The organism is Paenibacillus septentrionalis (genome assembly GCF_042659865.1).
Classification (GTDB): Bacteria; Bacillota; Bacilli; order Paenibacillales; family Paenibacillaceae; genus Pristimantibacillus; species Pristimantibacillus septentrionalis.
This window is the reverse complement of sequence record NZ_JBHSTE010000006.1, coordinates 63,891-86,653: the sequence shown is the minus strand read 5'-3', so window position 1 is coordinate 86,653 and position 22,763 is coordinate 63,891. Positions and strand designations below refer to the sequence as shown.

General features: G+C 44.4%; 19 protein-coding genes and 1 riboswitch. Of the genes, 7 read left to right on the top strand and 12 right to left on the bottom strand.

Going from position 1 to position 22,763, the window contains the following annotated elements; all coding sequences use genetic code 11:
• Positions 1–13: 13 nt before the first annotated feature.
• The 11 genes from ACFP56_RS17445 to ACFP56_RS17395 all read right to left on the bottom strand — a co-directional run bounded on the left by ACFP56_RS17445 (position 14) and on the right by ACFP56_RS17395 (position 11,441).
• A complete protein-coding gene (locus ACFP56_RS17445) occupies positions 14–355 on the bottom strand; it encodes an STAS domain-containing protein (RefSeq protein ID WP_379236923.1) in 342 nt (113 codons plus the stop codon).
• On the bottom strand, positions 330–791 hold the full coding sequence (locus tag ACFP56_RS17440) for an ATP-binding protein (RefSeq protein WP_379236921.1): 462 nt from the start codon (positions 789–791) through the stop codon (positions 330–332). The genes ACFP56_RS17445 and ACFP56_RS17440 overlap by 26 nt, the downstream gene beginning before the upstream one ends.
• Positions 792–821: 30 nt before the next feature.
• Positions 822–3,698, bottom strand: coding sequence for a cyclic nucleotide-binding domain-containing protein (locus ACFP56_RS17435; protein WP_379236919.1), 2,877 nt, complete (start codon positions 3,696–3,698; stop codon positions 822–824).
• 110 nt (positions 3,699–3,808) lie between these two features.
• Positions 3,809–5,185 carry a hypothetical protein gene (locus ACFP56_RS17430; RefSeq protein WP_379236917.1) on the bottom strand — a complete coding sequence of 459 codons (1,377 nt, stop codon included), beginning with the start codon at positions 5,183–5,185 and terminating at the stop codon, positions 3,809–3,811.
• A gap of 151 nt (positions 5,186–5,336) precedes the next feature.
• The gene (locus tag ACFP56_RS17425; RefSeq protein WP_379236915.1) at positions 5,337–5,624 is read right to left on the bottom strand and encodes a hypothetical protein; all 288 of its coding nucleotides are present in this window, start codon (positions 5,622–5,624) and stop codon (positions 5,337–5,339) included.
• A gap of 1 nt (position 5,625) precedes the next feature.
• The gene (mnhG, locus tag ACFP56_RS17420; protein ID WP_379236913.1) at positions 5,626–5,988 is read right to left on the bottom strand and encodes a monovalent cation/H(+) antiporter subunit G; all 363 of its coding nucleotides are present in this window, start codon (positions 5,986–5,988) and stop codon (positions 5,626–5,628) included.
• Complete coding sequence (locus ACFP56_RS17415; protein WP_379236911.1) at positions 5,969–6,262, bottom strand: Na(+)/H(+) antiporter subunit F1; 294 nt, start codon at positions 6,260–6,262, stop codon at positions 5,969–5,971. The genes mnhG and ACFP56_RS17415 overlap by 20 nt, the downstream gene beginning before the upstream one ends.
• Positions 6,259–6,738, bottom strand: a complete 480-nt coding sequence (locus ACFP56_RS17410; protein WP_379236909.1) for a Na+/H+ antiporter subunit E — start codon at positions 6,736–6,738, stop codon at positions 6,259–6,261. Before ACFP56_RS17410 ends, ACFP56_RS17415 begins: the two co-directional genes overlap by 4 nt.
• 6 nt (positions 6,739–6,744) lie before the next feature.
• Positions 6,745–8,229, bottom strand: a complete 1,485-nt coding sequence (locus tag ACFP56_RS17405) for a Na+/H+ antiporter subunit D (RefSeq protein WP_379236907.1) — start codon at positions 8,227–8,229, stop codon at positions 6,745–6,747.
• Positions 8,222–8,563, bottom strand: coding sequence for a Na(+)/H(+) antiporter subunit C (locus tag ACFP56_RS17400; RefSeq protein ID WP_379236905.1), 342 nt, complete (start codon positions 8,561–8,563; stop codon positions 8,222–8,224). The genes ACFP56_RS17405 and ACFP56_RS17400 overlap by 8 nt, the downstream gene beginning before the upstream one ends.
• 1 nt (position 8,564) lies before the next feature.
• Entirely contained in the window at positions 8,565–11,441 is a 2,877-nt protein-coding gene (locus ACFP56_RS17395; RefSeq protein WP_379236903.1) for a Na+/H+ antiporter subunit A, read from the bottom strand.
• Positions 11,442–11,731: 290 nt separating this feature from the next.
• On the opposite strand from ACFP56_RS17395, the gene ACFP56_RS17390 reads away from it, so the two are divergent.
• The 6 genes from ACFP56_RS17390 (at position 11,732) to ACFP56_RS17365 (ending at position 17,294) form a co-directional block, all read left to right on the top strand.
• Positions 11,732–11,968 carry a hypothetical protein gene (locus ACFP56_RS17390; protein ID WP_379236901.1) on the top strand — a complete coding sequence of 79 codons (237 nt, stop codon included), beginning with the start codon at positions 11,732–11,734 and terminating at the stop codon, positions 11,966–11,968.
• A 93-nt stretch (positions 11,969–12,061) separates the two neighbouring features.
• A riboswitch (cyclic di-AMP (ydaO/yuaA leader) is annotated at positions 12,062–12,216 on the top strand.
• 112 nt (positions 12,217–12,328) lie between these two features.
• Positions 12,329–12,754, top strand: a complete 426-nt coding sequence (locus tag ACFP56_RS17385; protein ID WP_379236899.1) for a hypothetical protein — start codon at positions 12,329–12,331, stop codon at positions 12,752–12,754.
• 186 nt (positions 12,755–12,940) lie between these two features.
• Positions 12,941–14,299, top strand: a complete 1,359-nt coding sequence (mgtE, locus tag ACFP56_RS17380) for a magnesium transporter (protein ID WP_379236897.1) — start codon at positions 12,941–12,943, stop codon at positions 14,297–14,299.
• 179 nt (positions 14,300–14,478) lie between these two features.
• Positions 14,479–15,060: a TetR/AcrR family transcriptional regulator gene (locus ACFP56_RS17375; protein ID WP_379236895.1), complete on the top strand. Its 582-nt coding sequence runs from the start codon at positions 14,479–14,481 to the stop codon at positions 15,058–15,060.
• A gap of 27 nt (positions 15,061–15,087) precedes the next feature.
• Positions 15,088–16,281, top strand: a complete 1,194-nt coding sequence (locus tag ACFP56_RS17370) for an Acg family FMN-binding oxidoreductase (protein ID WP_379236893.1) — start codon at positions 15,088–15,090, stop codon at positions 16,279–16,281.
• A 176-nt stretch (positions 16,282–16,457) separates the two neighbouring features.
• Positions 16,458–17,294 (top strand): helix-turn-helix domain-containing protein, encoded by an 837-nt coding sequence (locus tag ACFP56_RS17365; RefSeq protein WP_379236891.1) that lies wholly within the window; start codon positions 16,458–16,460, stop codon positions 17,292–17,294.
• A 70-nt stretch (positions 17,295–17,364) separates the two neighbouring features.
• On the opposite strand, the gene ACFP56_RS17360 is transcribed toward ACFP56_RS17365, so the two are convergent.
• Entirely contained in the window at positions 17,365–18,405 is a 1,041-nt protein-coding gene (locus ACFP56_RS17360; RefSeq protein ID WP_379237278.1) for a M42 family metallopeptidase, read from the bottom strand.
• Positions 18,406–18,804: 399 nt separating this feature from the next.
• On the opposite strand from ACFP56_RS17360, the gene ACFP56_RS17355 reads away from it, so the two are divergent.
• Complete coding sequence (locus ACFP56_RS17355) at positions 18,805–22,695, top strand: glycosyl hydrolase family 18 protein (protein WP_379236889.1); 3,891 nt, start codon at positions 18,805–18,807, stop codon at positions 22,693–22,695.
• Positions 22,696–22,763 lie beyond the last annotated feature (68 nt).

The window sequence follows — 22,763 nt, the reverse complement described above, 5'->3', positions numbered from 1 at the left end:
GGTCCCCCCAAATTTACTGCATCATTGCCAATGCTTCTTCTCTAGTAGAAACGATCGTATAAATGCTAGAAAAGCCTGATAATTTGAATATTTCGTTTACCGAGCTGTTCAAGCCATACAGCACAAGCTTGCCTTTCATCGCTGTTGTTTTTTTCAATGCGAGCAGCATCACTCTAAGACCTGCACTGCTAATATAGTCCAGCTTCTCTAAACTAAAGATCAGGCGAAGCTTTTGCTGACTAAAACACTCTGCTTCCAGCCGTTGTTCCAATTCAGGCATTGTAATGCCATCCAGTCTCCCGCTAATCCGAATCTCAGTTACCCCCTGCTCAAGGCCTATCACCTGCGTGTCCATCTGATTCCCCCCTTTCTCCAGCTTCAATAGTGGAATAGTACATTGCGACACAATTACGTTGATTCACATAGCTATAATGGTAGTGCGAAATTTTGCTGCGAATAAAGTGAATGCCAAGCCCGCCAAGACGCTGACCAATATTAGCTGTAACCTCCGTAGATGCCGGCTTCTCAAAAGGAGAGAACGGAATGCCAGCATCCGAGAAATACATTCTGATGTCTCCAGCGTGCAGCTGCTCCACCTCCACATTGATGTAAGTGGAGAGATCGCACTTTCCATGCTCGACGATATTCATGAACCATTCTTCACAAATGAGTGTAATGTCGAAGGATTGCTTGTCTGTCCACTTTTTTTCAAGCGCCAGCTGCTCAATATGAGTCCGAATTACATCCCATTGCGTGACAAGAGGCAAGACCTCAAGCGATAACTTTGCCATATAGACCTCCTTTGAACGCCACCTGCTCCATTAGCTCATCTTCACTACCATTTGCTCCAAATTACTCATTCTCTGACTCAAGGTTTTCAAAAGTCCGATTCCGATCTCTGGATACAATCGGATCAATCTCAACAATTCCATCGCCTTAATCTCTAACAGCTCTGCCTGATCGAGCAAGATTTGCGCTGTTACCTGTGAAGGCTGATTGGCAAACAGACTGCTTTCGCCAAAGCATTGTTTTTCTTGAATGATGTTTAATGTACCGACGATACCTTGATCATTTTCTCCACTAATTTCAATCAAGCCTGATTTGACAATATACAATCGATCTCCCAGGTCACCTTGCTGAACAATTAGATCATTTGCGTTATAGCGAGTTTCTTCCGCTATGCTCGCGATTCTACCTAGCTCCTCAATCGAAATTTTCTCAAACAATGAAACCTGCTTAAGGAAAACGATCTTCTCAATGGAGCTTAAATATTCCCAGTTACTCATCAACAGCAGCTCTCCTTCTTCGGCTCCAGATTGAATCGCAATAGCCTGCAGCCAAGGATCTTTAATGTGCTCAAACCACGAATGATCAACGCTACGCTTCGCATGCTGCATGTGCTCGCGATAATAATGCAATAATCCATCGTTTAATCCTTTTTCGCCGTAGCCTTCTGCAAGCACCTCAAGACCTTGATCTCTAATTTCTTCCTCCGGGTGCTCTAGCGCCTCTCTTAGCTTGGAAATTGCTCTTTCGTCACTATATCCACTCATCACTTCCCAGATCGTATCCAGCTGACCTGATACCAACTCCTCTGTTCTCTGCTTCGCCAGCTCTATCCATTGTGTTTGATTGGTTTTCACAATTTCTGCATACATCACATGACTGGCAGACATCTCTTGCAGCTTCGTTAAGCAAGATGGAATGATGATCTCCGATAACTCCTGCTCTGTCGCCACCGTTCGCAGAACCTCAACCGCCATGCTCCATTGCAACGTATTAGGCGACTGCACGAAGCGGATCAATTCCTTTTTGCTTTTATGAGCGAGCAGGCATAACGATTGTTTAATTGCTTGCCGCATTTCAATATCCGCTCCAAGCAGCAGCTCCATGAAGCTTGTTACGAGCTCTTCATTCCCAAGCTTGCCTATCGCTTTGACAGCAGCCAGCTTCACCGCTTGGACCTCCGACATCATGCCATACATAACGTCCATTGTCAGAGATTCAAGATGTCTCGCGACGATGACATCCATTGCATATATGGCACCCTCTTGCTGCTGATGCAATTGTGCTCTTAGCTGACTATACAACGCCTCATCACTTGGCATCACATACCATGCCTCTCGTTGCACCCACACATGCTCATCGGCCAAAGCGCGCTTAAGGTCATCCTCAAGAACAGCCTGCTTAAACAAATAGTGATAGCTGATCGCTCTAACTCCCGGATCATTATCCTGAATTAACCGCTCGTAGCGACCTTGCTCAAAGCCTGCCCATGTACCTGGATGAAGCGCCTGCAACGCTTGCACCTTGGACTCTCCTTGGGCATGCTCCGCGTAAGGCATAATGTAGGTGTCGAGTGCTTGATCCGGCTGACGCCGAATAAGCTCCAACAGCACATGCTTCATCGTTTTCGTTCCCTGATTTAACTGGTTTTGCAGAAACTTGCGAAATTTATCTGTACGAATATAGCTCCAAAACTCAGCCAAATAGTCTCGGTCTACCGCAGTTAGCTGTAATTGATTCATAAGCTCCTTCATGTATAAGGATTTCGTTAGCCATGCCATGACGCACAACATAACGGCAAATACCAATGCAATGATCGCCTGCACATTCATTGAAAGCTCAAATCTGGAATGCAGCAAGGACAAGACCGATCCGACTAGTATACCTAGTGATGCCGCGATGCCTTGTGCCAAATAACGATAGCCGTCGCGATGCTGGATCGGCTGCATCTTAAAGAAAAATTGATAGCTTGGTTCCGCAAAATAATAGAGCAGCAGGTAGGTTAAGCTATAGCCCAATGAAGCAATGATTAACGCGATATGTGAGGAAACAAACAAGCTAGACAGTACTAAACAACCTAGAAAGATAAACGATATAATGACAATCATATTGGTTGCGCCTAGTTTATCCATTAATTTTGTCGCGATAATTTGCAAGATTAGAGCAGCGACAAACAATATAATAACCATCATGCCGTAAAAAGCCGTTAAGCGTCCTTCATCGGTAAACACTGCTTGTGCATTGGTGAAGTACTGGTACTCCATAACAAAATACAAAGCAGGCATTAGCGTCATTATCCCGATCACTAAAAGTAGAAACGGAGATTTGACAATATTTTTCCAATAAAAGGAAGTCTTCTCGCTTTTGACCTCTTCTTCTTGCCGGAACGTAAGCGGAACTAAGTATTTTCGAAGTGCTTTTATAAAAAATGGCAGCCCGCAAGCGAGCAGCACAGCTCCTAGCAAATAGATAATCTCTGAACCTAGCAAAGTACCTAGAGAGGACGACAGAACACCTGCAGTAATACCTCCGATAATCGCCAGTATGACAAAGCCGGGCATTAAACGCTTTGCCTGCTGCGTTGGACATAAGTCAAAAGCCGCACTCCACATTAACAGCGTTTGCTGCCTAATTACGAAGTTTGAGCTTAAAAATAACACGACATAAAACGAAATCCATTGAAACTCAAACCATTTGAATAATAGTAAACAAACACCGTTGATGGTACATATCGATAAAAACAACATATAAAGCCCAGCCATAAATTTGTGCTTGGCGACCTTTTGAGAGAATAGTGAAAGCAGCCATCCCTCAATCGGCAATAGAATTGCCTCAACAATATACATCACCGGCAGCATGGCCGTTCCCATGCGAGTATTAAAAATAGCCATGAGCGACGTATAGTTTAGCATCTCGGCTATTCCTGCTACAAAAAACACAAAGCCAAGTAGCATAAGTTTTTTCGTATCATCTCTTTGAAGATGTAGCATGCGCTGTAACGTTTAAGACACCACCCTATGCTTTATGACTCAAAGTGAGCTAACAATTGTTTGGTTAGGCTTTCTTGGGATGGAATAGCTCCACCTTTCATTAGTGATAAAGCTTTTAATAGCTCTATGTACGCAGGATCCTGCTTTAAAACACCATCCTGATATAATCTCACAGATATAACATTGATAATAAATTCGAAAATGTGTTGAAGGGAGGGAAAGTTTAGGGATTTAATCTTTTTCTTGCGAGCTTTTTCTCGTTTTGTTGATTGTAAATTGTGCGGAATCTTCAAGCATAGGTCAACAAAATCTTCTTTTTTCATTGCTTTACGTTGATTTCCATTAGACAAAAGACCTAGCAACGCCAGAACGTCTTTCTCTAAATTTTCTAGCAACGTTTTTCTTCGATCACCAATCGGAATTAAAGGCGGTAATTGATCCTTTTCTTGTTCAAATGCTTGACCATGCTTCTGCATATGAGAGGGTGTATCTGTTGTTGCATCATGATCCATAGATGCAAACTCCTCATTTAAAAATGTGTGATCATCAAGCTCGTCTTGTCCATCTTCGTCAATCAGCATATGGTGTGAAGCGTTAGGAGGAGCCATCTGCGATTGAGATTGAGTAAGTGATTCTAATTGAAGAAGCTCAGCCTGTACTTGATCAGTATCCAGCTGATGCAGGCTGCGTAATTGTTGCATAATTCTGTCCCAATCCACGACCTTCTGCTCATGCTGGACGATCGTTAATTGTTGACTAAAAAGCAAGCTGCTGCATCTTTGCTTGCCATTCAAGCGCAAAATCAATAGTTTTTTAGCATTTATATCTAGTTGATCGATGCTGTGCAGTAACGCTTGCTGTCCCTGATGATTGCCCTTATAGCAGAGCCATAATAAAATCTCACGAAACGGGGATAACAGGTCACTTTGATTCATCATATAAAAGGATGTAATCGGCTTTGCATCCTTATTCCGCTTCTCTTCGAACGATTCTTGATCCTGCAACGGAATCTCAGCGATTACCTCTAATCTTGATTGCCAATCCTTCCAATCAGGCTGACTGTTTTCGTTTAGCGGTTTTTGATTGGTTTGTGCGATATCTAATAGCAGGGAGCGTTTTTGACCGATCGATAACACTTCAAATTTGCTCCACAGATGATGCTGCTCATGCTGTATGAATTTCTCATACCAGACCGCTATCCATTCCTGCTCAATCCTCGTCATTGACTTAAAGGCTGTAAGCTGGGGAGTCGATTGAGGCATCAGCTTCTGAGACGATGCTCTGGTGCTTTCGCTCACACCTGCATGCATATGGCTTCGCTGTTCTTGCTCTATGGAAGACTGTGTCTGTTGTTTCCTTCGCTGCAGCCGAAACCAAGGATCCTCTTCGATACTTTTGTAGTACGGCATAGCTACTCCATTCGACAATAGATATTTTAAGATTGCTACTTTACTCCTATTATAATGTCATTTCTTGCTAAAATAAATTAAAACTATAAAATAGTTTTTAAAAGCGTCTGATGGAAGAAACTACCTTCCACCAAACGCTTTTTAATTTAATCTATTGATAGCTCAAGCTTCGATAAGCCAGTATAAACGTCGACGGATCTGTTCGCACATGAAAGGCATATACACCTTGATTCGTATGCACATACAGGAACCCCTCTTCACCGCTTATAATTTTGTAAGACATATCGTACACGTTTTGCAATAGAAACTCATGCTGACTCGAAGTGATCTTAGTTTCGAACAAGCTAAGCTCATGTTGTACAATAGTCGTCTTTTGCGTTAGATTCGCAACAACACGTTCGATCATAATATACGGCTGAACAGCAATCGCAATAGTCATATTATTCTGTGCCTGCTGCTCTGCCTTTTTGCTTGTCTAGTTCATCACGAACGCTATTGCCCCACAGCTTCACGCCGCTTCTGTAGGCTGCTCGCCCATTCAAATGCCCTGCGACAGGAGATGTGATGAATACAAACGCAATTCCAAGCAGCAGCTTAATGCTTACCTCACCGAGCACAATCCAAAAGTACAAGAATACCCCTAGAAGCACGCAGAGCACGCCGAGCGTAGCACTTTTCGTTGCAGCATGCGAACGAAGATAAACGTCGGGCAATCGAACTAGCCCAAATGCGCCAAGCAAACAAAATACAGCTCCGAACAAGACGACTCCAACGGCAATAACTTCAATGATCACTAGTCTCATCCCCACTCTCCAGCACAATGCCTCTTTCAATGTATCTAGCCAGCGCCACTGTTCCAATAAACGTCAATATTCCTAGAACGAGGATGACATCAAAGTAGGCTTGTGTCTTAAATTTCAAGCTAACTACGGCAATCATCGCGAGCGAGCATATTCCCAGTGTATCCAGCGACGCGATTCGATCAGATAGCGAAGGCCCGCGCAGCAGTCGATAGATGCAGCCAAGTAAAGATAGTGCAATCAGCACAAGTGCTGTCGTTAATAAACCATCAATCATGCGCGTTTCACCTCCAAAATGGCCGTCTCAAACGTATTTCTAATTTGCTTGATATGCTCTTCAACCTCCTTAATATCCATCGCATGAATATAAAGGGACCGCTTGTCTTGGGAAACTTCCAGCGTCAATGTGCCTGGCGTCAAGCTAATCAAGCAAGCAAGCAGAGTAACCTCCCAATCCTTTTCAAGCTCAGTCTCATATGCGAAAATTCCTGGACGAAAATTAAGCTTAGGAGAGATTGTTTGCCATGCAACAGAAAAGCTGGACAGAAACAACTCTTTAATAAACAATAGCAGCAAACGTATAATTGCCCATATTTTCTTCATATAAAAAGGCCTTGAGAAAAATCGACGAAATGCCCCGATGATCAATAAGCCGAGCACATATCCAACAATTAAGCCGCTAAGCGTCCAATCGTTCTGCAAAAACATCCAGATGAATGCCAGCATCAGATTAAGCAATATTTGAATAGCCATATCTATCTACTCCTTCATTACAGCCTGAATATACAGGTCTGGCTGAGAAATGACATGTCCAGCCCGAGACACATACTCGTATATCCACTCTGCGTTAATACCGACAAATACTAACAGTGCAAATACTGCTAATATTGTGCCGTTTAACAGTTTCGATCTAGCAGGTTTCGTGACAGGAGCTTCTTCCTCCGGCTCAGTTCCCCAGAAGGCTTGCTTGAACACATTAATAAGCGAGTACAAGACGAAGAAGCTGGATATTAGCCCGATAGCGGCGAGTAAAAAGGCTTCCGCTTGAAAAGCACTGCGGATAAGCAGCACCTTGCCTGGAAAACCACTTAATGGCGGGATTCCAACAAGTGCAAGTGCTGTTCCTAAAAACAACCAGCCGAGCAGCGGGTAACGGACAATTAAGCCTCTCATTTGCGTCAGGTTTTCTGTTCCTGCCCTGGCAATGAGCATACCGCCCAATATGAAGAGCAGAACCTTTGCCAGCATATCATGCAGCAAGTAAAAAACAACACCGTCCCATGCCTCTGGCGTTGCAATAGCTAATCCTAAGCCGATAAAGCCAATTCCTATAACGACCTGATAGTTTAAAACCGTTAACACATTACGGTAGGCGATAGCGCCAATGCTTCCTAACACCATCGTCGCGCCAGCCATAACGCCAAGCCACGTATGGGTAACCGCAGGATCATGATAGAAAATTAGGCTAAAGGTGCGAATTAACGCGTACACGCCAACCTTAGTGAGCAAAGCCGCAAACAATGCGCGAATTGCTGCTGGTGGAGCTGCATATGAGCCTGGCAGCCAAAAGAACAGAAACAGACCCGCCTTTAGAGAGAACACAATCATAAGCAGAATCGCAATAACGTTAAGCATGCCCCCCTGTCCAGCTTCCGCTACACGCTGTGACAAATGTGCCATGTTCAGCGTTCCAACTGCTCCATACAGGTACGCGACAGCCGTTACAAACAATGCGGATGACAGGATATTAACCAGCATATATTTGATAGACTCACCGAGCTGGCGCTTGCTGCCGCCAAGCACGATAAGCGCATAGGATGCAATCAGCATAACCTCAAAGCATACAAACAGATTGAACAAATCTCCTGTTAGAAACGAGCCGTATACACCAGCCAGCAAGAAGTGAACCAAAGGGTAAACATACATCCGCTCGCGTTCTTCTCCAATGCTGCTGAATGAATAGAACAGACACGCAGCCCCTACGATAGACGCGGTTAGAATAAGCAATCCTGCAAGCATATCTGCCACGAACACAATACCGTAAGGCGGGAGCCATCCTCCCATATACAATGTTTGTATGCCCTCGCTGTGAATCTGACCAACAAGAATAACGGCAATGAGTATATTAAGCAATGCGCTTATGCCACTAACCCAACGTTGAAAACCTAGCTGATTGCGGAAGAAGATAAGCATGATCGCTGTCAATAATGGAATCAGCAAAGGAGCTACAATCAAGTTATTCATCCATGTCTCCCCCTCTCAGCTTTTCCAAGTCGTCCGTTCCCAGCGTCTGGTTAGCACGATACGCTAATACTAGAAAGAAAGCCGTCACTCCAAAATTGATAACAATCGAAGTTAAGATCAATGCCTGTGGCAGTGGATCTGTATAGCTTTCCGTTCCCTTTCCAATCAATGGAGCAACACCTGTTTTCAATCCTGCCATGCTCAACAATAGCAAATGAACACCATGTGTCAGAAGGGAGGTCCCTAGTATGATGCGAAGCACACTACGGGACAATATGAGGTAAACCGCAACAGCAAAGAGCAAGCCTGTTGTAATCGCCATAACGAGTTCCATCTTAACGCTCCCTCCCTACAGTCAAAATAATCGTTAACGTAACACCAATAACAGCTAGATAAACACCAAGATCAAAGATAACCGCTGTGGCCAGCTCGGTTTCCCCTAAAATCGGCAAGGTAAAGTAGTCAAACGAATGACTTAAGAACGGAGCGTTGAATAGAAAGGCGCCTACTCCTGTAAGCACAGCAATGAGCAATCCGATTCCAGTCATTATGCGATAATTAAACGGCAGTACACGACCTACTGCATCCATGCCAAAGGAAATCACGAACAATATGATAGCTGCCGCTGTAAGCAAGCCGCCAATAAAGCCGCCGCCAGGCGCATTATGTCCAGCAAAAAATAGATTAATGGAAAACAGAACGATGATGAAAATCACAACGCGAGCTGTGGTCATTAATATAACATCGTTCGTTTTTGGCTCACGCCGGAGTGCCAGATTGGACAGATGGTTTCCACTTAATGGTTGTTTGGCTTGATCGCCAAGTCGAAGCGTCGCCATCGCATAGATTCCTAGAGAAGCAATACCAAGAACGATTACTTCCAGCATCGTATCGAAGCCACGGAAATCAACAAGGATGACGTTAACCATATTTTTACCGCCAGCCAGATTATAGCTTTCTTCCATGAAGAAGGTAGAGATCGGTGTGAATTCCTTGTTGCTGCCAACCCCAAGCGCAATAAATGTAACGACTACCCCAACAGCAGCGGCAATTATTGCATTGGTTAGCTTGAATGGTATTTTCACAGCTTCTTTCTTTAGCTTAGGCAGATGCTTGAAGCACAATAAGAACAGCACAACCGAAACCGTTTCAACAATTAACTGAGTAAGCGCTAAGTCTGGCGCACGTAACAAAACAAACAGCAGTGTCACCATGTATCCGACAGCACCTGTTAACAAGATCGATGCCATTCGATTTTGTGAAAATGGTACAGCAAGCGCAGCAAGTGCAAGTACAATAACCGCTGCGATCTCATAGCCAGTCACTGGCGCATTTGCGCTAAAATCCAGATTAAACACTGGTAGACGCAGCATCGTCGTGCCTAGCGCTATTACGAAAAACAGAAAGATATAAATCAAGTAACGACGAATCGATCCCGTCATATATAACGAAGTCAATTTCTCAGATGCATATTCGCTTCCTTGAAGTGTTTTATCATATAAACGGTTCAGGGTAAAACGAGCCTTCTCACCAGAGCCAGGAAGTTTCCAGCCACGCATTTTATAGACGTAGACCAGTATTGTTCCCAGTACAATGAGCGCTATTGTCATGAATAGCTCCGTCGTCCATCCATGCCACATGCGAATGTAGATATCAAACTGTTCGCCTGCTGCCAGTACACTCGGATGTATGGCATTCATCGCAGGCTCAACCAGCCATGCAGCTGGAAGTGCAGGGAATAAACCAATCGCAAGTGCAAGCCCCGCCAAAATCGTTGGCGATATTAGCAAGCCAACAGGCGCTTCATGCGGTTTCTTCGGTAAAAGCTCAGGCTGATGCTTTCCACCAAATGTGCGAACAAGAAGAACCATGCTGTACATAAAGGTGAATACACTTGCGATCCATGCAACGACAGAGATCAGGACGCCCCAGCTTTCGAAACTCCACATGTTCATTTCTCTAATATTCAATACCGACGTGAAGAACATTTCCTTACTTAAAAACCCGCCAAATGGTGGCAGGCCAGCCATTGAAAACGCACCGATCACCGCAATTGAAAACGTAACAGGCATGAAGCTTATTAGTCCGCCAAGTTTTCGCAAATCACGTGTTCCCGTTTCATGATCTACAATACCGACAACCATAAACAACGCACCTTTAAACACGGCATGGTTAACTAGATGAAACAATGCTGCTGCCGTAGCCTGAGCAAAGAACAACGATACTGCAGTCTCTGTTTGCAAGCCTGCTGCAGAGCCTAGACCTAGCAAACACATAATAAGACCGAGCTGACTGATCGTGGAATAAGCGAGCAGCGCCTTTAGATCCGTCTGCCTTACCGCTTTCAGCGAGCCATACAATAGCGTTACAAGTCCGCCAATTGATACAATCCAGAACCACTCAGACCGCATAGCAAATACCGGGCTTAAGCGGGCAACAAGATAAAGTCCTGCTTTAACCATCGTAGCCGAGTGCAAATAAGAGCTGACAGGTGTTGGAGCCTCCATCGCATCCGGCAGCCATATATGGAAAGGGAATTGGGCTGATTTCGTAAATGCTCCAAGCAGAACAAGGATAAGAGCTGGTACCATGAGGGAATGATCCTTAATCACATCTACTTGAGCAATGATTTCACGAACACTGAAGGTGTCAGTCATCACATATAGCAATATAAAGCCCGCGAACATCGCCAATCCGCCAAACACCGTAATAAGCATTGATTTTAATGCTCCATATTGCGAACGGTCCCGTTGAAACCAGAACGCAATTAGAAGGAAGGATGCGATACTCGTAAGCTCCCAGAAGCCATACAGCACGAACAAATTATCAGAAAGAACAACGCCCAGCATTGCCCCCATAAACATTAACAGGTAAGCGTAAAAACGCCGCTGTGCTGCTTTTTCTTCCTCCAAATAAAAGATAGAATAAAGCACAACAAGTAAACCAATACCACTAATTAATAGCGAAAACAGCATGGATAATCCATCTAAATACAAGGTCATATTAATGCCAAGTGACGGAAGCCACGACATTGAATGGATGATAGGTGCTTCTTGAATCTGCGGCATATGCCACAAAAAGAAAACAAAAAGCATGAGTGGAACAGGTAGAGTCAACCATCCCCTATGCAATTGTTCCAATAGCTTGCGACTGGCTAACAAGCCAGCAGAAAATATAAAAGGTATAAAAACAGCCACATGAAGCAAAGACAAAAAAGTTCCTCCTTCTCTTTATTTACTTTTCATCATTCCCAATTTCTTGCACTCAAATCACTAATATATGGAAGCCTAAAAAAACGCAAAAAAAGCCTGCAAAATGGCAGGCTCCTCCGATATTTCCATATTTAGTTTGATTTTTTGCTCAAGTATAGCTGTCACGGTACGAACTTAAATAAATATACCTTATTCTCGGTTAATTGTAAATGCAAATCGATATCGTTCATCCACATGTATATCCTTAAATAGATGAGGTGAGACTGTTATTAAAAACGGAGGACATTTCTTTGCCTATTCGTCAAATCGGAATTTGTTCACTCGTATTCCTCGCAACAATACTTATATGTGCTGCTTTTAGCTTTTATAGTCAACAATATAACAAAACGCAACGATTTCTCGGGAATTGGAGCAGCACTGATCAGTTGAAGGCGCACTCTACTTCCACACCGTTTTTCCCGCGGCAGTATGTGCGTATTTTGCCTAATTTACAAAAGGACCTGGAAACGCCAGATCATTTGCAGTAAGTTTCTTCTATAAACCGTATATCTTGCTGGTCTTTTTTGTAGAGGTCTATTTACATTTTGAGAAAAGTATTTTAGTATGGATATCGACAAATTCATATTAAACTGCTTAATCCTCTTATCAAGGAGGAGCGGGGGAACCATAGAAGCATATTATGCTTCAGGGGTGAATTTTCTCTTAGCCAGAGAAAACGGGTACTCTCAGACCCGAATCCGACAGCTAACCTCGTCAGCGTCATGAGAGAGAGCCTTCATGCATGTTTGGTTAATTTTGAAAATAACCAAAGCTTGGTTGCGGATAATCTCTGCTCCAGGCTTTTTTTAATTGTGGAGACAATTCTATTCAACAAAAGGAGTTTGGCAATGACAAACGATGAAAAAATCTTAGTATGTGTGCGTAATATGGCAAATGGAGAGCAATTAATTCGCCGTGGAGGTGAATTGTCTCAAATGCTTCACTGTCCCCTATATGTGTTAAACATTACATCTGGACAAACAGAGACACCAACTCAAGAGCAGAAAAAGGACACTGAATTTTGGCAGCGCAAATGTGAAGAATGGGGAGCAACCCTGATCGTTGAATCCTTCGACAATAAAAAAATCAATGAAGTGATAGCTGAAACAGCTTCGCGATACCATATTACGCAGTTAATCATTGGGCAGCCAGGACAAACGCGCTGGCAGGAAATTATGCACGGTTGTTTCGTAAATGACCTGTTAAGTCTGCTTACCGAGGTAGACGTGCATGTCGTAGCAGTTCAACGCCTGAACGACGAAGTTCATGCCTAATCGACCATTCACCAACGCAACGATCATAAAATAGAAATATTGAAATGGACTGTTCTTGTTTGATAGATCATGCATATTATTTCGTGATTTATGAATGATAAGGAATACGTCCATTTCACACATTTCTTGGACTATATTTGTCTTCATTTCAGTGGGTAGGTCATCCTATAAAGTAAAGGTGAAAACATGATCAATAACTGGAATCAAAATGAAATCACACTCCAAGTGATTAAGTATCTAAAAGAAGCGAAAATGAATGAGTTTCACGTTCTTTTGGATGAATTGCAGCCATATGATATCGCTCAAATTTATGAAGTATTGCCTGCCAAGCATCAAAATCGCTTTTTATCCTTCCTCAATACCTCTCAACTAGCCGATATTCTTCAGGAGCTTGACAAGGAACAGCAGCAAAAATTTCTTAATAAGCTAGGTGTCGAAAAGGCTTTGGACGTCATGGATGAGATGGATAATGATGACTTGGCGAACCTGCTAGAGGAATTATCGCCAGAGAACAAAGAAAGCTTTCTGGCAAGTATGAAGGCAGAAGAATCTCAGGTTATCCAAAATCTGATGAACTACCCGCCTGAAACAGCCGGCAGGCTAATGACCGACCGTTTTGTCTGGATCCCTTATCATTATTCGGTTCGAGATGTTGTTGATAAATTAAAAGAGTATGCCGAAATTGCCGAGACAATCAACTATTTGTACGTCATTGATGATGAAAAAAAACTGATCGGCGTCGTTTCATACCGAGACTTGATACTTGCAGAAGCAGATGAGCAAATTAAGAACATCATGTATGAACGTGTCATCTCCGTAACCGTAGATACCGATCAGGAGCAAGCAGCGCGGATGATTGAAAGATATGACTTTCTAGCTGTTCCCGTTGTTGATCACAACAACGTGCTGGTCGGGATTGTCACCGTCGATGATATGATTGATGTCGTAATGAAAGAAGCGGCTGAGGATATTGAAAAGCTATCCGCCTCTGGTAAAAACATCGACTTTGACACTAAAGCACCGATTGCAGCTTTTCGAAGATTACCATGGCTTATATTGCTGTTATTTATTGGCATTGTTTCTGGTACTATTGTTAGCATATTTGAGGAGACGCTGGAAAAAGTCGTCGCGTTAGCCTTTTTCATGCCTATGATTGCCGGTATGACCGGGAATACAGGTACACAATCATTGGCAGTCGTTGTTAGAGGACTTATTACAAAAGACATTAATAAAAAAATTGTCGCGAAGCTTATATTTAGAGAGCTGTCAGTCGGGATAATGATCGGAGTTATTTGTGGGTTATTGATCTCGATAATCGCATTTATCTGGCAAGGCGATGCGATCTTGGGGCTTGTTGTAGGTAGCACACTCGTCATTACGTTAATTATTGGAACGTTAGCGGGAACGATCATCCCTCTGCTATTGCATAAATTCAAAGTAGATCCGGCAGTTGCCTCTGGTCCACTTATTACAACGTTAAATGATATTTTATCCTTGTTCATTTACTTTGGTATTGCAACGATTTTTATTACCCGCTTAATGTAAACAGGCTGTTGATAAGGTGTTGTTCGGAAGCTCAGTGAAAGCTGATCTCTGGACAACCCTTTTTTTGTTTGTGGACATAGATTAGCTGCGGTTAATCGAACAAGTGGATGATGAAAATTTGACAGATATGATAATGTTCATTATATTTAGAGTAATTACTCTAATAAAGGTGATGGAATTTGAACACAAAGCAACGTATTATTCAAACCGCAGTTCAATTATTTAATGAACAAGGGGTTGGCAAGGTATCGACGAATCACATCGCAACAGCAGCTTCTATTAGTCCTGGCAATCTCTATTATCATTTCAAAAACAAGTCTGAGATCATTAAATCCATTCTAACTATTATGTATGAGGAGTGGAATGAGGTCTGGTACATCGAGGAACAAATGCAGCTAGAACAAAAGCATTTGGAGCAAAAATTAATCCAGAACTTCGAAATCTTATGGCGATATCGCTTCTTCTATCGCGAGGCATTGTCTTTATTTCAAGCAGATGAAAGCTTAAGACAACAACATAATGCGATGATGGAAACTCGACTTGTAGAGCAGCAAGCCTTCATTCAGCGGTTTATCGAATGTGGTGTCCTGCATATTCAAGCCGATTCAGAGCAACTGCAGAAGCTGCTCCTATCTTGCTGGATCATTGCGAACAATTGGTTATCCTTTCTTGAGATGAACGGGCAGCCGATTGACGAAGCGGGATTGCAGAAGGGCGTTAGCCTCATATGGGCGATTTTAACCCCTTACTTAAAGAAATAGATGACTACTATATTGGGGGGAAAGCTTGTGAAACCTACTGAACCGCAAACAAAATTATCAAGAAGAAGCTTCTTAAAAGTATCCGGAGCAGCATTGCTATTGCTGTCTGGAGGAGGTTTGTATCGCGCCGTTGATCAAGGGGTGTTTTCAACAAGTAAAGGACCTGCCTATGAGCCATGGGCTATCCATGCTGTAAACCAGGCAGACCTGTCCGACAAGGCCCCTGAAAGGCTTGTACACTATGCCATATTAGCTTCTAATGCGCATAATACGCAGCCGTGGCTGTTTCGAGTTCATGCTGATCGAATTGAACTATATGCCGATCTGTCTAAAAATATTGGCACAATGGACCCCTACTTTCGAGAAATGAACATTAGTCTTGGCTGTGCCATTGAAAATTTGTGCCTTGCTGCACAGGCGCATGGCTTTGAGCCAAACGTGAAACTGCTGGATGGCGATATCGATCAAGCCAAGGTTGCTACTATCGATTTATCGCCTAGTTCCCCTCACTCCTCTCCATTATTTCACATGATTACGAAACGTCATACTCATCGTGGAGCCTATGACAGCAATAAACCAGTATCGGTTGCTTTGCTTAACGAGATGTCCACGTTAAGCGATCACGCTTCATCTGCGAAGCTGCTATTGCATACTGATCAGCAAATGAAGGAGCAGCTCGGCTCGCTCATTGTTCAAGCAACGGAAGCAATCGTACATGATGCGGATCAAGCAAGAGACAGTCATCGCTGGTATCGTCATAGTCAGGATGATATCCACCGTTTCAAGGATGGCACGACACTGGATGCTACAGGCAACTCTACGCTAGTACGCGTGTTTGGCAAAATGCTTTCCATATCCGAAAAATCGTCCAATGCGTATTGGCTTAAATCTACAAAGGAGGTTCATATTCCGACTGCCTCTGCTTATGGCAGTATCGTACTTGCAACACGCTCCAAAGCGCAATTGCTGGAGGCTGGACGACTATGGCAGCGAATCCACCTATGGGCGACTAGTAAAGGAATCGCACTGCATCCTCTAAATCAGGTAAATGAGCGCCTGGATCGTGAACAACAAATGAATCTGACCCCACACTTTGGCGATGCATTGCGTTCGATTGTTGGCGGTCATGGAGAGCATGTCTTTTTATTCCGAATGGGCTATGCTCGTGATCAGGCTCTGCCAAGCCCAAGACGATCAGCCGATGAGGTACAGCTGCAATAATAATTTGACCTTTTACAACCAACGAAGCAGGTCTTGCTTTAAGAGCAAAGCCTGCTTTTCATTTGTTTCACCTATCCGTACTCAACTGCTGGTTGAGTACGATAAAAAATCAAATACGAAGTTATTGTTCATTCCTGGCGATTCCCATAAACTAAGGGACAAAGGAGCGTGTTCGAATGTTAAAGGAGCAATTGGCAAGAAATATTAGCATTTATCGCAAGGAGAAGGGGCTAACGCAAGAAGAGCTGGCGCACATACTCGGATTATCGTTCCAAGCCGTGTCCAAATGGGAAAACGCGCAAACGATGCCAGATATTTCGCTGCTTCCACTGCTGTCTCAAACGCTGGAAGTGAGCATAGATAAGCTGCTTGGTTATGTGACACAGGACAAGCCAATCACGATCTATGAGGAAGAATATAAATCACCAAATTATTATTGGGGAACCGAGCCTAATGCGGATTGTTACAAGGTGTTGCAGCTGATGCCGCCAACAAAACGACTGAAATTGCTTGATGTCGGTTGTGGCGAAGGGAAAGATGCTGTATTTTTTGCCCGCAATGGATATGAGGTTAGCGCCTTCGATGTATCGGATGCCGGAATTGAAAAAACAAAGCGACTTGCTGATCAAGTTGGTGTACATGTCAATGTGTTTAAGGCTGATCTATTGGATTATCGCCTGGACACTCATTACGACATTATCTTCTCCAGCGGCGTACTGCACTACATCAAGCCGGAATACCGTAATGAGATATTCGACAATTATAAGCAGTTCACGAACGAAAACGGCATGCATGTTTTTAATGTGTTCGTGCAGAAGCCATTTATTGCACCGCCACCTGAAAAAGAGCCGAACGCGTACAAGTGGTACTCAGGCGAGCTGCTTAAGCATTATCATGACTGGCTAATTCAGGACAGTGCAGAGATTGTATTTGATTGCAATTCTTCTGGCATTCCGCACAAGCATGCGATGACCACAATCGCTGCTCAAAAAATATTGACCCCGTTAGGTTAAGTGCTCGTTAACCTGCAAGCGATAAAGACAAAGCGCCGCAGCTCCTCTGTCAGGAATTGCGGCGCTTCTCTTATGGTTCCATCACATACGCGAGCAGCAGAGCCGCTGTATTTACGATTGCATCCGCATGCGAACGCTCCATGCCATGCGAAGCGTGAACGCCTGGCCCAAGAAGCGCTGCGCGAATATTGCTCCCACCTCGCAGGGCGGCCGTAGCGTCTGATCCATAGTGCGGATAGATATCTACTGCATATGGCAGCTCTTCCCGCTTCGCCAGCTCGATCAGCTTCGTTGTCATCCCATAATCATACGGGCCTGATGAATCCTTCGCACAGATCGATACATGCTTCTCCGATCCGGACAAATCCTCTCCCAGCGCACCCATGTCTACCGCTATAAATTCGGTTATCTCCTCAGGGATGTAAGACGCGCCATGCCCCACTTCTTCATACGTCGAAATGACCAATTTAATCGTGTGAAGAGGCTGCTTTCCCTCGCGCTGCAGCCATTCCATGAAACCAAGCAGCGCCGCAACACTTGCCTTATCATCCAAGTGTCGCGACTTGATCCAGCCATTAGGCAATATACGCACGCGAGGGTCCCACGAAATAAAGTCGCCCACGCTAATTCCGAGCTGCTCCGTATCCTCCTTGGAGCTTACAGCTTCATCAATCCGTATTTCCATATTGGCTTCTTCCCGCTTCATATCTCGTGCATCCGAATAAACGTGGACAGACGGCTTTGTAGTCAGCACGGTCCCTTCATATCGGCGTCCATCCCGAGTATGAATCTGGCAATATTCCCCCTCCACTGATTCCATCGTGTAGCCTCCAATGGATGTGAAGCGAATCATCCCGTTTGACTTAATCGAACGAACCATCGCACCAAGCGTATCGACATGCGCGGAAATCCCGATAACCTTGCCCTCCGTGCGACCGGGAATCGTAATAATGCCCGTTCCTTTCGGTGTTTGCTCCATCTTATAGCCGAGCCTGTCTACCTCCAATTCCAAATGCTTCATAATCTCCATGCAAAATCCACTTGGGCTAGGTATGTTAAGCAGCTCCTCAAGGCGTTCAATCATGTAGGCTCTATTCAAATTCGGCTTCATTACCGTAGACATTGTAAACTCTCCTTTTTCAATACAAAATCAATACAGAACCAATACCGTTCCATAATCTATGTTACCACGCAATTGACGCACCTGCACAAGCTCACTTGTCCATCCATATCGCTAAATATGCCTTATTGATTCTATGACAGGTTAACAGTGTTTATAATATTATCCCTCACATCGTAAAAATCTCCCCCTTCCGACTTCTTGGCCTACGAATCATGATAGTATGTAGCATTAACATTTCCGTATGCAGAGGTGATGCGAACAAAGCCACTACTAATCTACGCTTCAATGCCCCGTCCTTTTAGAACGCCTGCACGCCATGACACACTATTGAATTTGAGATCAAATCATAGACTCGTATGATTTAGACTACAAATCAGAGGTGATAAGGTGGTTTACAAAGTCCAACCATTAAAACTGGTGTTTCTCTCATTGCTCGCCCTTATGTTGTTTATTAGCCCCCTGTTAAGTGCAACTTTCTATGCAGCTGATGGTAATGCCGCAGCAGAAGCAGAGGCGCCCGCCCCTCAAAATCTTCGCGTGCTGGAGGATTCTATTACTGCGACTAGCGCCACTATTGAGTGGGATCATGTTGAAGAGCTAAATGATATTGATATTTGGCTGGCAGATGGTGATGTCTATTTCGAATGGGGAAATTCAGGCTCCAAGACGATCACCACTTTAAAGCCTGAAACGACCTACCGCTTGTACATTACGTGGTTTAGTCAAAGACCAGCGGCCAATAAAAGCAACATCATCGAGTTTACAACTCCCGCAGGAGAAGTCCCGCCTCCATCTGTTCCAACAGCTGGAGCTACCGATTTGCAAGTTTCGAATATTACGCACAACTCTGTTGAATTAACATGGAAAAATGCTCCTGGCATTGATGACTACTGGATCTGGTCCACAGCAGGCACTTATCTCAACTGGGCGAATAGTGAGTACAAATTCCTCGGTGGTCTTAATCCTGAAACGACTTACTCGATCCTGCTTGGTCCAGACGGCATCCAATTTCCTAATTTAACCGATGCCCAAAAAAGCAATGTCGTCACCTTTACGACGTTAGAGGATAAAACGGAGTACGAAGAGCATCCGCTTATGCCACCGTTGAATTTTAAAGTTACGGAGGTTACGGATTCCAGCATCACTTTAGGCTTTATTGGCTCACCAAAAGCGGACGGCTACGATTATTGGGTAAACGGAGATTGGATAGGCGGAATATGGGATGGAAGCAATCAATTCACGTATACGCTAACAGATGAGCAGAAAGCAGCTGGAACTGAGCTCACCTTCCTGGTCGCTGCTCAGAACTCGGAAAAAGGAACCGTATCTGAGAAAAGCAACGAAGTAACCATCACCTGGGGGCAATTAATCCCTCCTAGAGATCTGCAGGTCGTTACTGCCAACCGCTCAACGGTTGTGCTCGGCTGGGCACCCACCCAAGGTGCTACGTTCTATGAAATTTATCAGGATGGTACGCTAATTGGCACTAGTGAATCGAACCGCTATGTCATTGAACAGTTAACCGAAGGTCAATCCTACTCCTACCATGTAGTAGCTAGAAACAATGCATGGACTTCTGCGCCTAGCGATCCTATTACTGCCGTCCCGGGTGCGAATTACACAAATGTCACCTACTACACGTCATGGTCGCTATCGCCTACTGGAAGGAACTACAAGCCTGAGGATGTGGATGTGTCGCAAGTAACGCATATTAACTATGCATTTTCAGACCTGTGCTGGATGAAGGTCAGTACGAACGGAACGGCTTGTCAGAACGACGATATTCCACTTCAAACGGGCTACGTATACGATGGTGAAATGGTGCTGGGCGATCAGGAATATGATCTGCTCAACTTCGAATCGTTCGCCGCAATTAAAGCTGCTCATCCTCATTTGAAATTGATGGTATCTGTTGGCGGCTGGTCTTGGTCGAAAAACTTCTCCAATATGGCGGCTACTGAAATAACGCGCAGAGCTTTCGCCAACTCTGTCGTTGACTTCCTCCGCGCATACGGAATAGATGGACTGGATATCGACTGGGAATATCCTGTTGAAGGAGGAGAATCTCACAATACTCACAGACCAGAAGACAAGGAAAACTTCACCCTGCTCATGCAAACCGTTCGTGATGCACTGGACGCAGCTGGTTCAGTAGACGGCAAATATTATCTGCTAACAATCGCATCCGGGCAAGGCGATAACTTTGTTGTGAACGCTGACCTTAAAAACGCAGTGAACGATCTTGATTTTATCAATATTATGACATATGACTATAGCGGAAGCTGGGAGATGCTGGCACACCACAACTCGCCGCTTTATTATGATCCTGAGCATCCAGCAGCTACTGCACCGCGCAACCATGTAAAAGGTGGACTCGTCGGTCATCTCAATGGCGGTGTTCCTAATTATAAGCTTACGCTCGGCATTCCTTTTTACGGCAAGGGCTGGATTGGTTGCCCTGACGGAGGTCAATATGCGACATGTACCTCTATTCCGCCAGGCACATGGGAATCCGGCATATTTGACTATACCGATGTTGAAACCAACTATTTAGGTCAAGAGGGCTTTACCCATCATTGGAATGAAGCTGCCAAAATCTCATATCTGTACAATAGCGACACAGGGATGTTCATAACGTATAACGATCCCACCACGATGATGTACACCTCATCGCTAGTAAAATCGCTAGATCTCGCAGGGGTGATGAGCTGGGAGATTAGTGGAGACCGCAACCGTTCGTTAACGACACAATTGGTGAAGGACCTGCCTATCGACGGAGTCGTGAACGAGGCTGCCCTGCAAGCAGCTACGCAGGTTCGTGCGGTTACATCGAGCTCTTCGATCCAGCTGACTTGGGAAGCTGTGGACGGAGCGACAGGCTATGAGGTATTTATGAATGATGTATATGTCAAATCCGTAGAGCAACCTAATGCGGCAATCTCGAATCTTACGTCCAATACAACCTATACGTTCAATGTGCTGGCGATTAAAGAAACCGAAGACAAAATTGTAGAAGTATCTCCATTCAGCTCGAATCTAACAGCTAAAACATCACAAACTTCTCAAATTTCTGGCCCAGCTGCGCCGCTACCGGTCAGAGATAAGGATGAGCTGGATGCTTCAATCTCAAGATCCGATGGCAAATGGACTGTAAGCATCAATAAAGACGCTTCGATTCAAATAATTGAAGCAGCAGGCGATGTGAACAGCTTCAAAATCACGGTAAGCGATGAAGCAGAAGCGATTGACATCATCGTACCAAAAGAGGTCGTCGCTGCAATTAGAGGAAAGGATGCTCAAGCACAGCTTTCTGTTGTTTGGAACGGGATCACGTACGTTGTACCCGCACAAGCAATTGAGCTGGATGCAGACATTCAGCTATCTATTGCACCAGTAAGCGATCAATTGGAAGACATTAAACAGCTTGCTGATGAGAGCGGCCTGTCGCTGTTAAGCGAGGTACTCGACTTCAATATCTCAAAGCGTTCAGCTGCTAATACCTGGGAGGATGTTACGGACTTCGGAGATCAAAAGCTAAGCCGTATCTTTACGCTGAAGGGCAAAGACATTGATCCAGCTAAGCTTACAGGAGTCATATTCTTGCCTGATTCTAATGAGTTCCGTCCAGTACCATCACAGTTCACTGTTCATAAGGACGGCACCCTATCGGCCGAGTTGAAACGTGACGGCAACAGTATCTACATCATTGCACAATCTAATGTTAATTACAGTGATGTAAAGGCAGCATGGATGAAGGAGCCTGTCAATCGCGCCGCGGCTAAGCTGCTGCTTGATGGTGAAAGCAAGGACAGCTTCGGCGTCAATAGCAGCATCACGAGAGAGGAGTTCACATCGATGATTGTGAAGGGTCTAGGTATTCTGCCTAAATACGGAGCAGCACCATTCGGGGATGTACCTGCCAGCTCCACCTATGCAGGAGATATTGCTGCTGCCAAAGCGGCAGGAATTGTTCATGGTCAGTCCGCAACAGCGTTTGAGCCTGATGCCTTCATCAGCCGCCAAGATGTTACGATGCTTCTATCGAATGTACTAGACTATGCAGATGTTAAGACAAGTGCTGATGCTGATGCATCTCTCGATACATTCACGGATGCCCATCTCATTTCAGCCTATGCAAAATCTGCTGTTTCACGAATCGTGGAAGAAGGCATCATGATCGGAAAATCATCCTCCACATTCGATCCATTGTCAAACCTCACTAAAGCAGAGGCTGCTGTGATCGTGATTCGAATTCTGGAGTCGCTTGAACTAGATTAATGTTAGGCAAGTAGTCAAATAAGTCCTTTCGCTTCCTGATCGGGGTGCGAAAGGACTTATTTTCATAT

Excerpts from the sequence above, each read along its gene's own strand:
- ACFP56_RS17425 (WP_379236915.1), bottom strand. The coding sequence starts at position 5,624 with ATGACTATTGCGATTGCTGTTCAGCCGTATATTATGATCGAACGTGTT.
- mgtE (WP_379236897.1), top strand. The coding sequence starts at position 12,941 with ATGATCAATAACTGGAATCAAAATGAAATCACACTCCAAGTGATTAAG.
- ACFP56_RS17435 (WP_379236919.1), bottom strand. The coding sequence starts at position 3,698 with ATGCTAAACTATACGTCGCTCATGGCTATTTTTAATACTCGCATGGGA.
- ACFP56_RS17400 (WP_379236905.1), bottom strand. The coding sequence starts at position 8,563 with ATGGAACTCGTTATGGCGATTACAACAGGCTTGCTCTTTGCTGTTGCG.
- ACFP56_RS17415 (WP_379236911.1), bottom strand. The coding sequence starts at position 6,262 with ATGATTGATGGTTTATTAACGACAGCACTTGTGCTGATTGCACTATCT.
- ACFP56_RS17445 (WP_379236923.1), bottom strand. The coding sequence starts at position 355 with ATGGACACGCAGGTGATAGGCCTTGAGCAGGGGGTAACTGAGATTCGG.
- ACFP56_RS17365 (WP_379236891.1), top strand. The coding sequence starts at position 16,458 with ATGTTAAAGGAGCAATTGGCAAGAAATATTAGCATTTATCGCAAGGAG.
- ACFP56_RS17360 (WP_379237278.1), bottom strand. The coding sequence starts at position 18,405 with ATGAAGCCGAATTTGAATAGAGCCTACATGATTGAACGCCTTGAGGAG.
- ACFP56_RS17385 (WP_379236899.1), top strand. The coding sequence starts at position 12,329 with ATGACAAACGATGAAAAAATCTTAGTATGTGTGCGTAATATGGCAAAT.
- ACFP56_RS17405 (WP_379236907.1), bottom strand. The coding sequence starts at position 8,229 with ATGAATAACTTGATTGTAGCTCCTTTGCTGATTCCATTATTGACAGCG.
- ACFP56_RS17410 (WP_379236909.1), bottom strand. The coding sequence starts at position 6,738 with ATGGCTATTCAAATATTGCTTAATCTGATGCTGGCATTCATCTGGATG.
- ACFP56_RS17430 (WP_379236917.1), bottom strand. The coding sequence starts at position 5,185 with ATGCCGTACTACAAAAGTATCGAAGAGGATCCTTGGTTTCGGCTGCAG.
- ACFP56_RS17440 (WP_379236921.1), bottom strand. The coding sequence starts at position 791 with ATGGCAAAGTTATCGCTTGAGGTCTTGCCTCTTGTCACGCAATGGGAT.
- mnhG (WP_379236913.1), bottom strand. The coding sequence starts at position 5,988 with ATGAGACTAGTGATCATTGAAGTTATTGCCGTTGGAGTCGTCTTGTTC.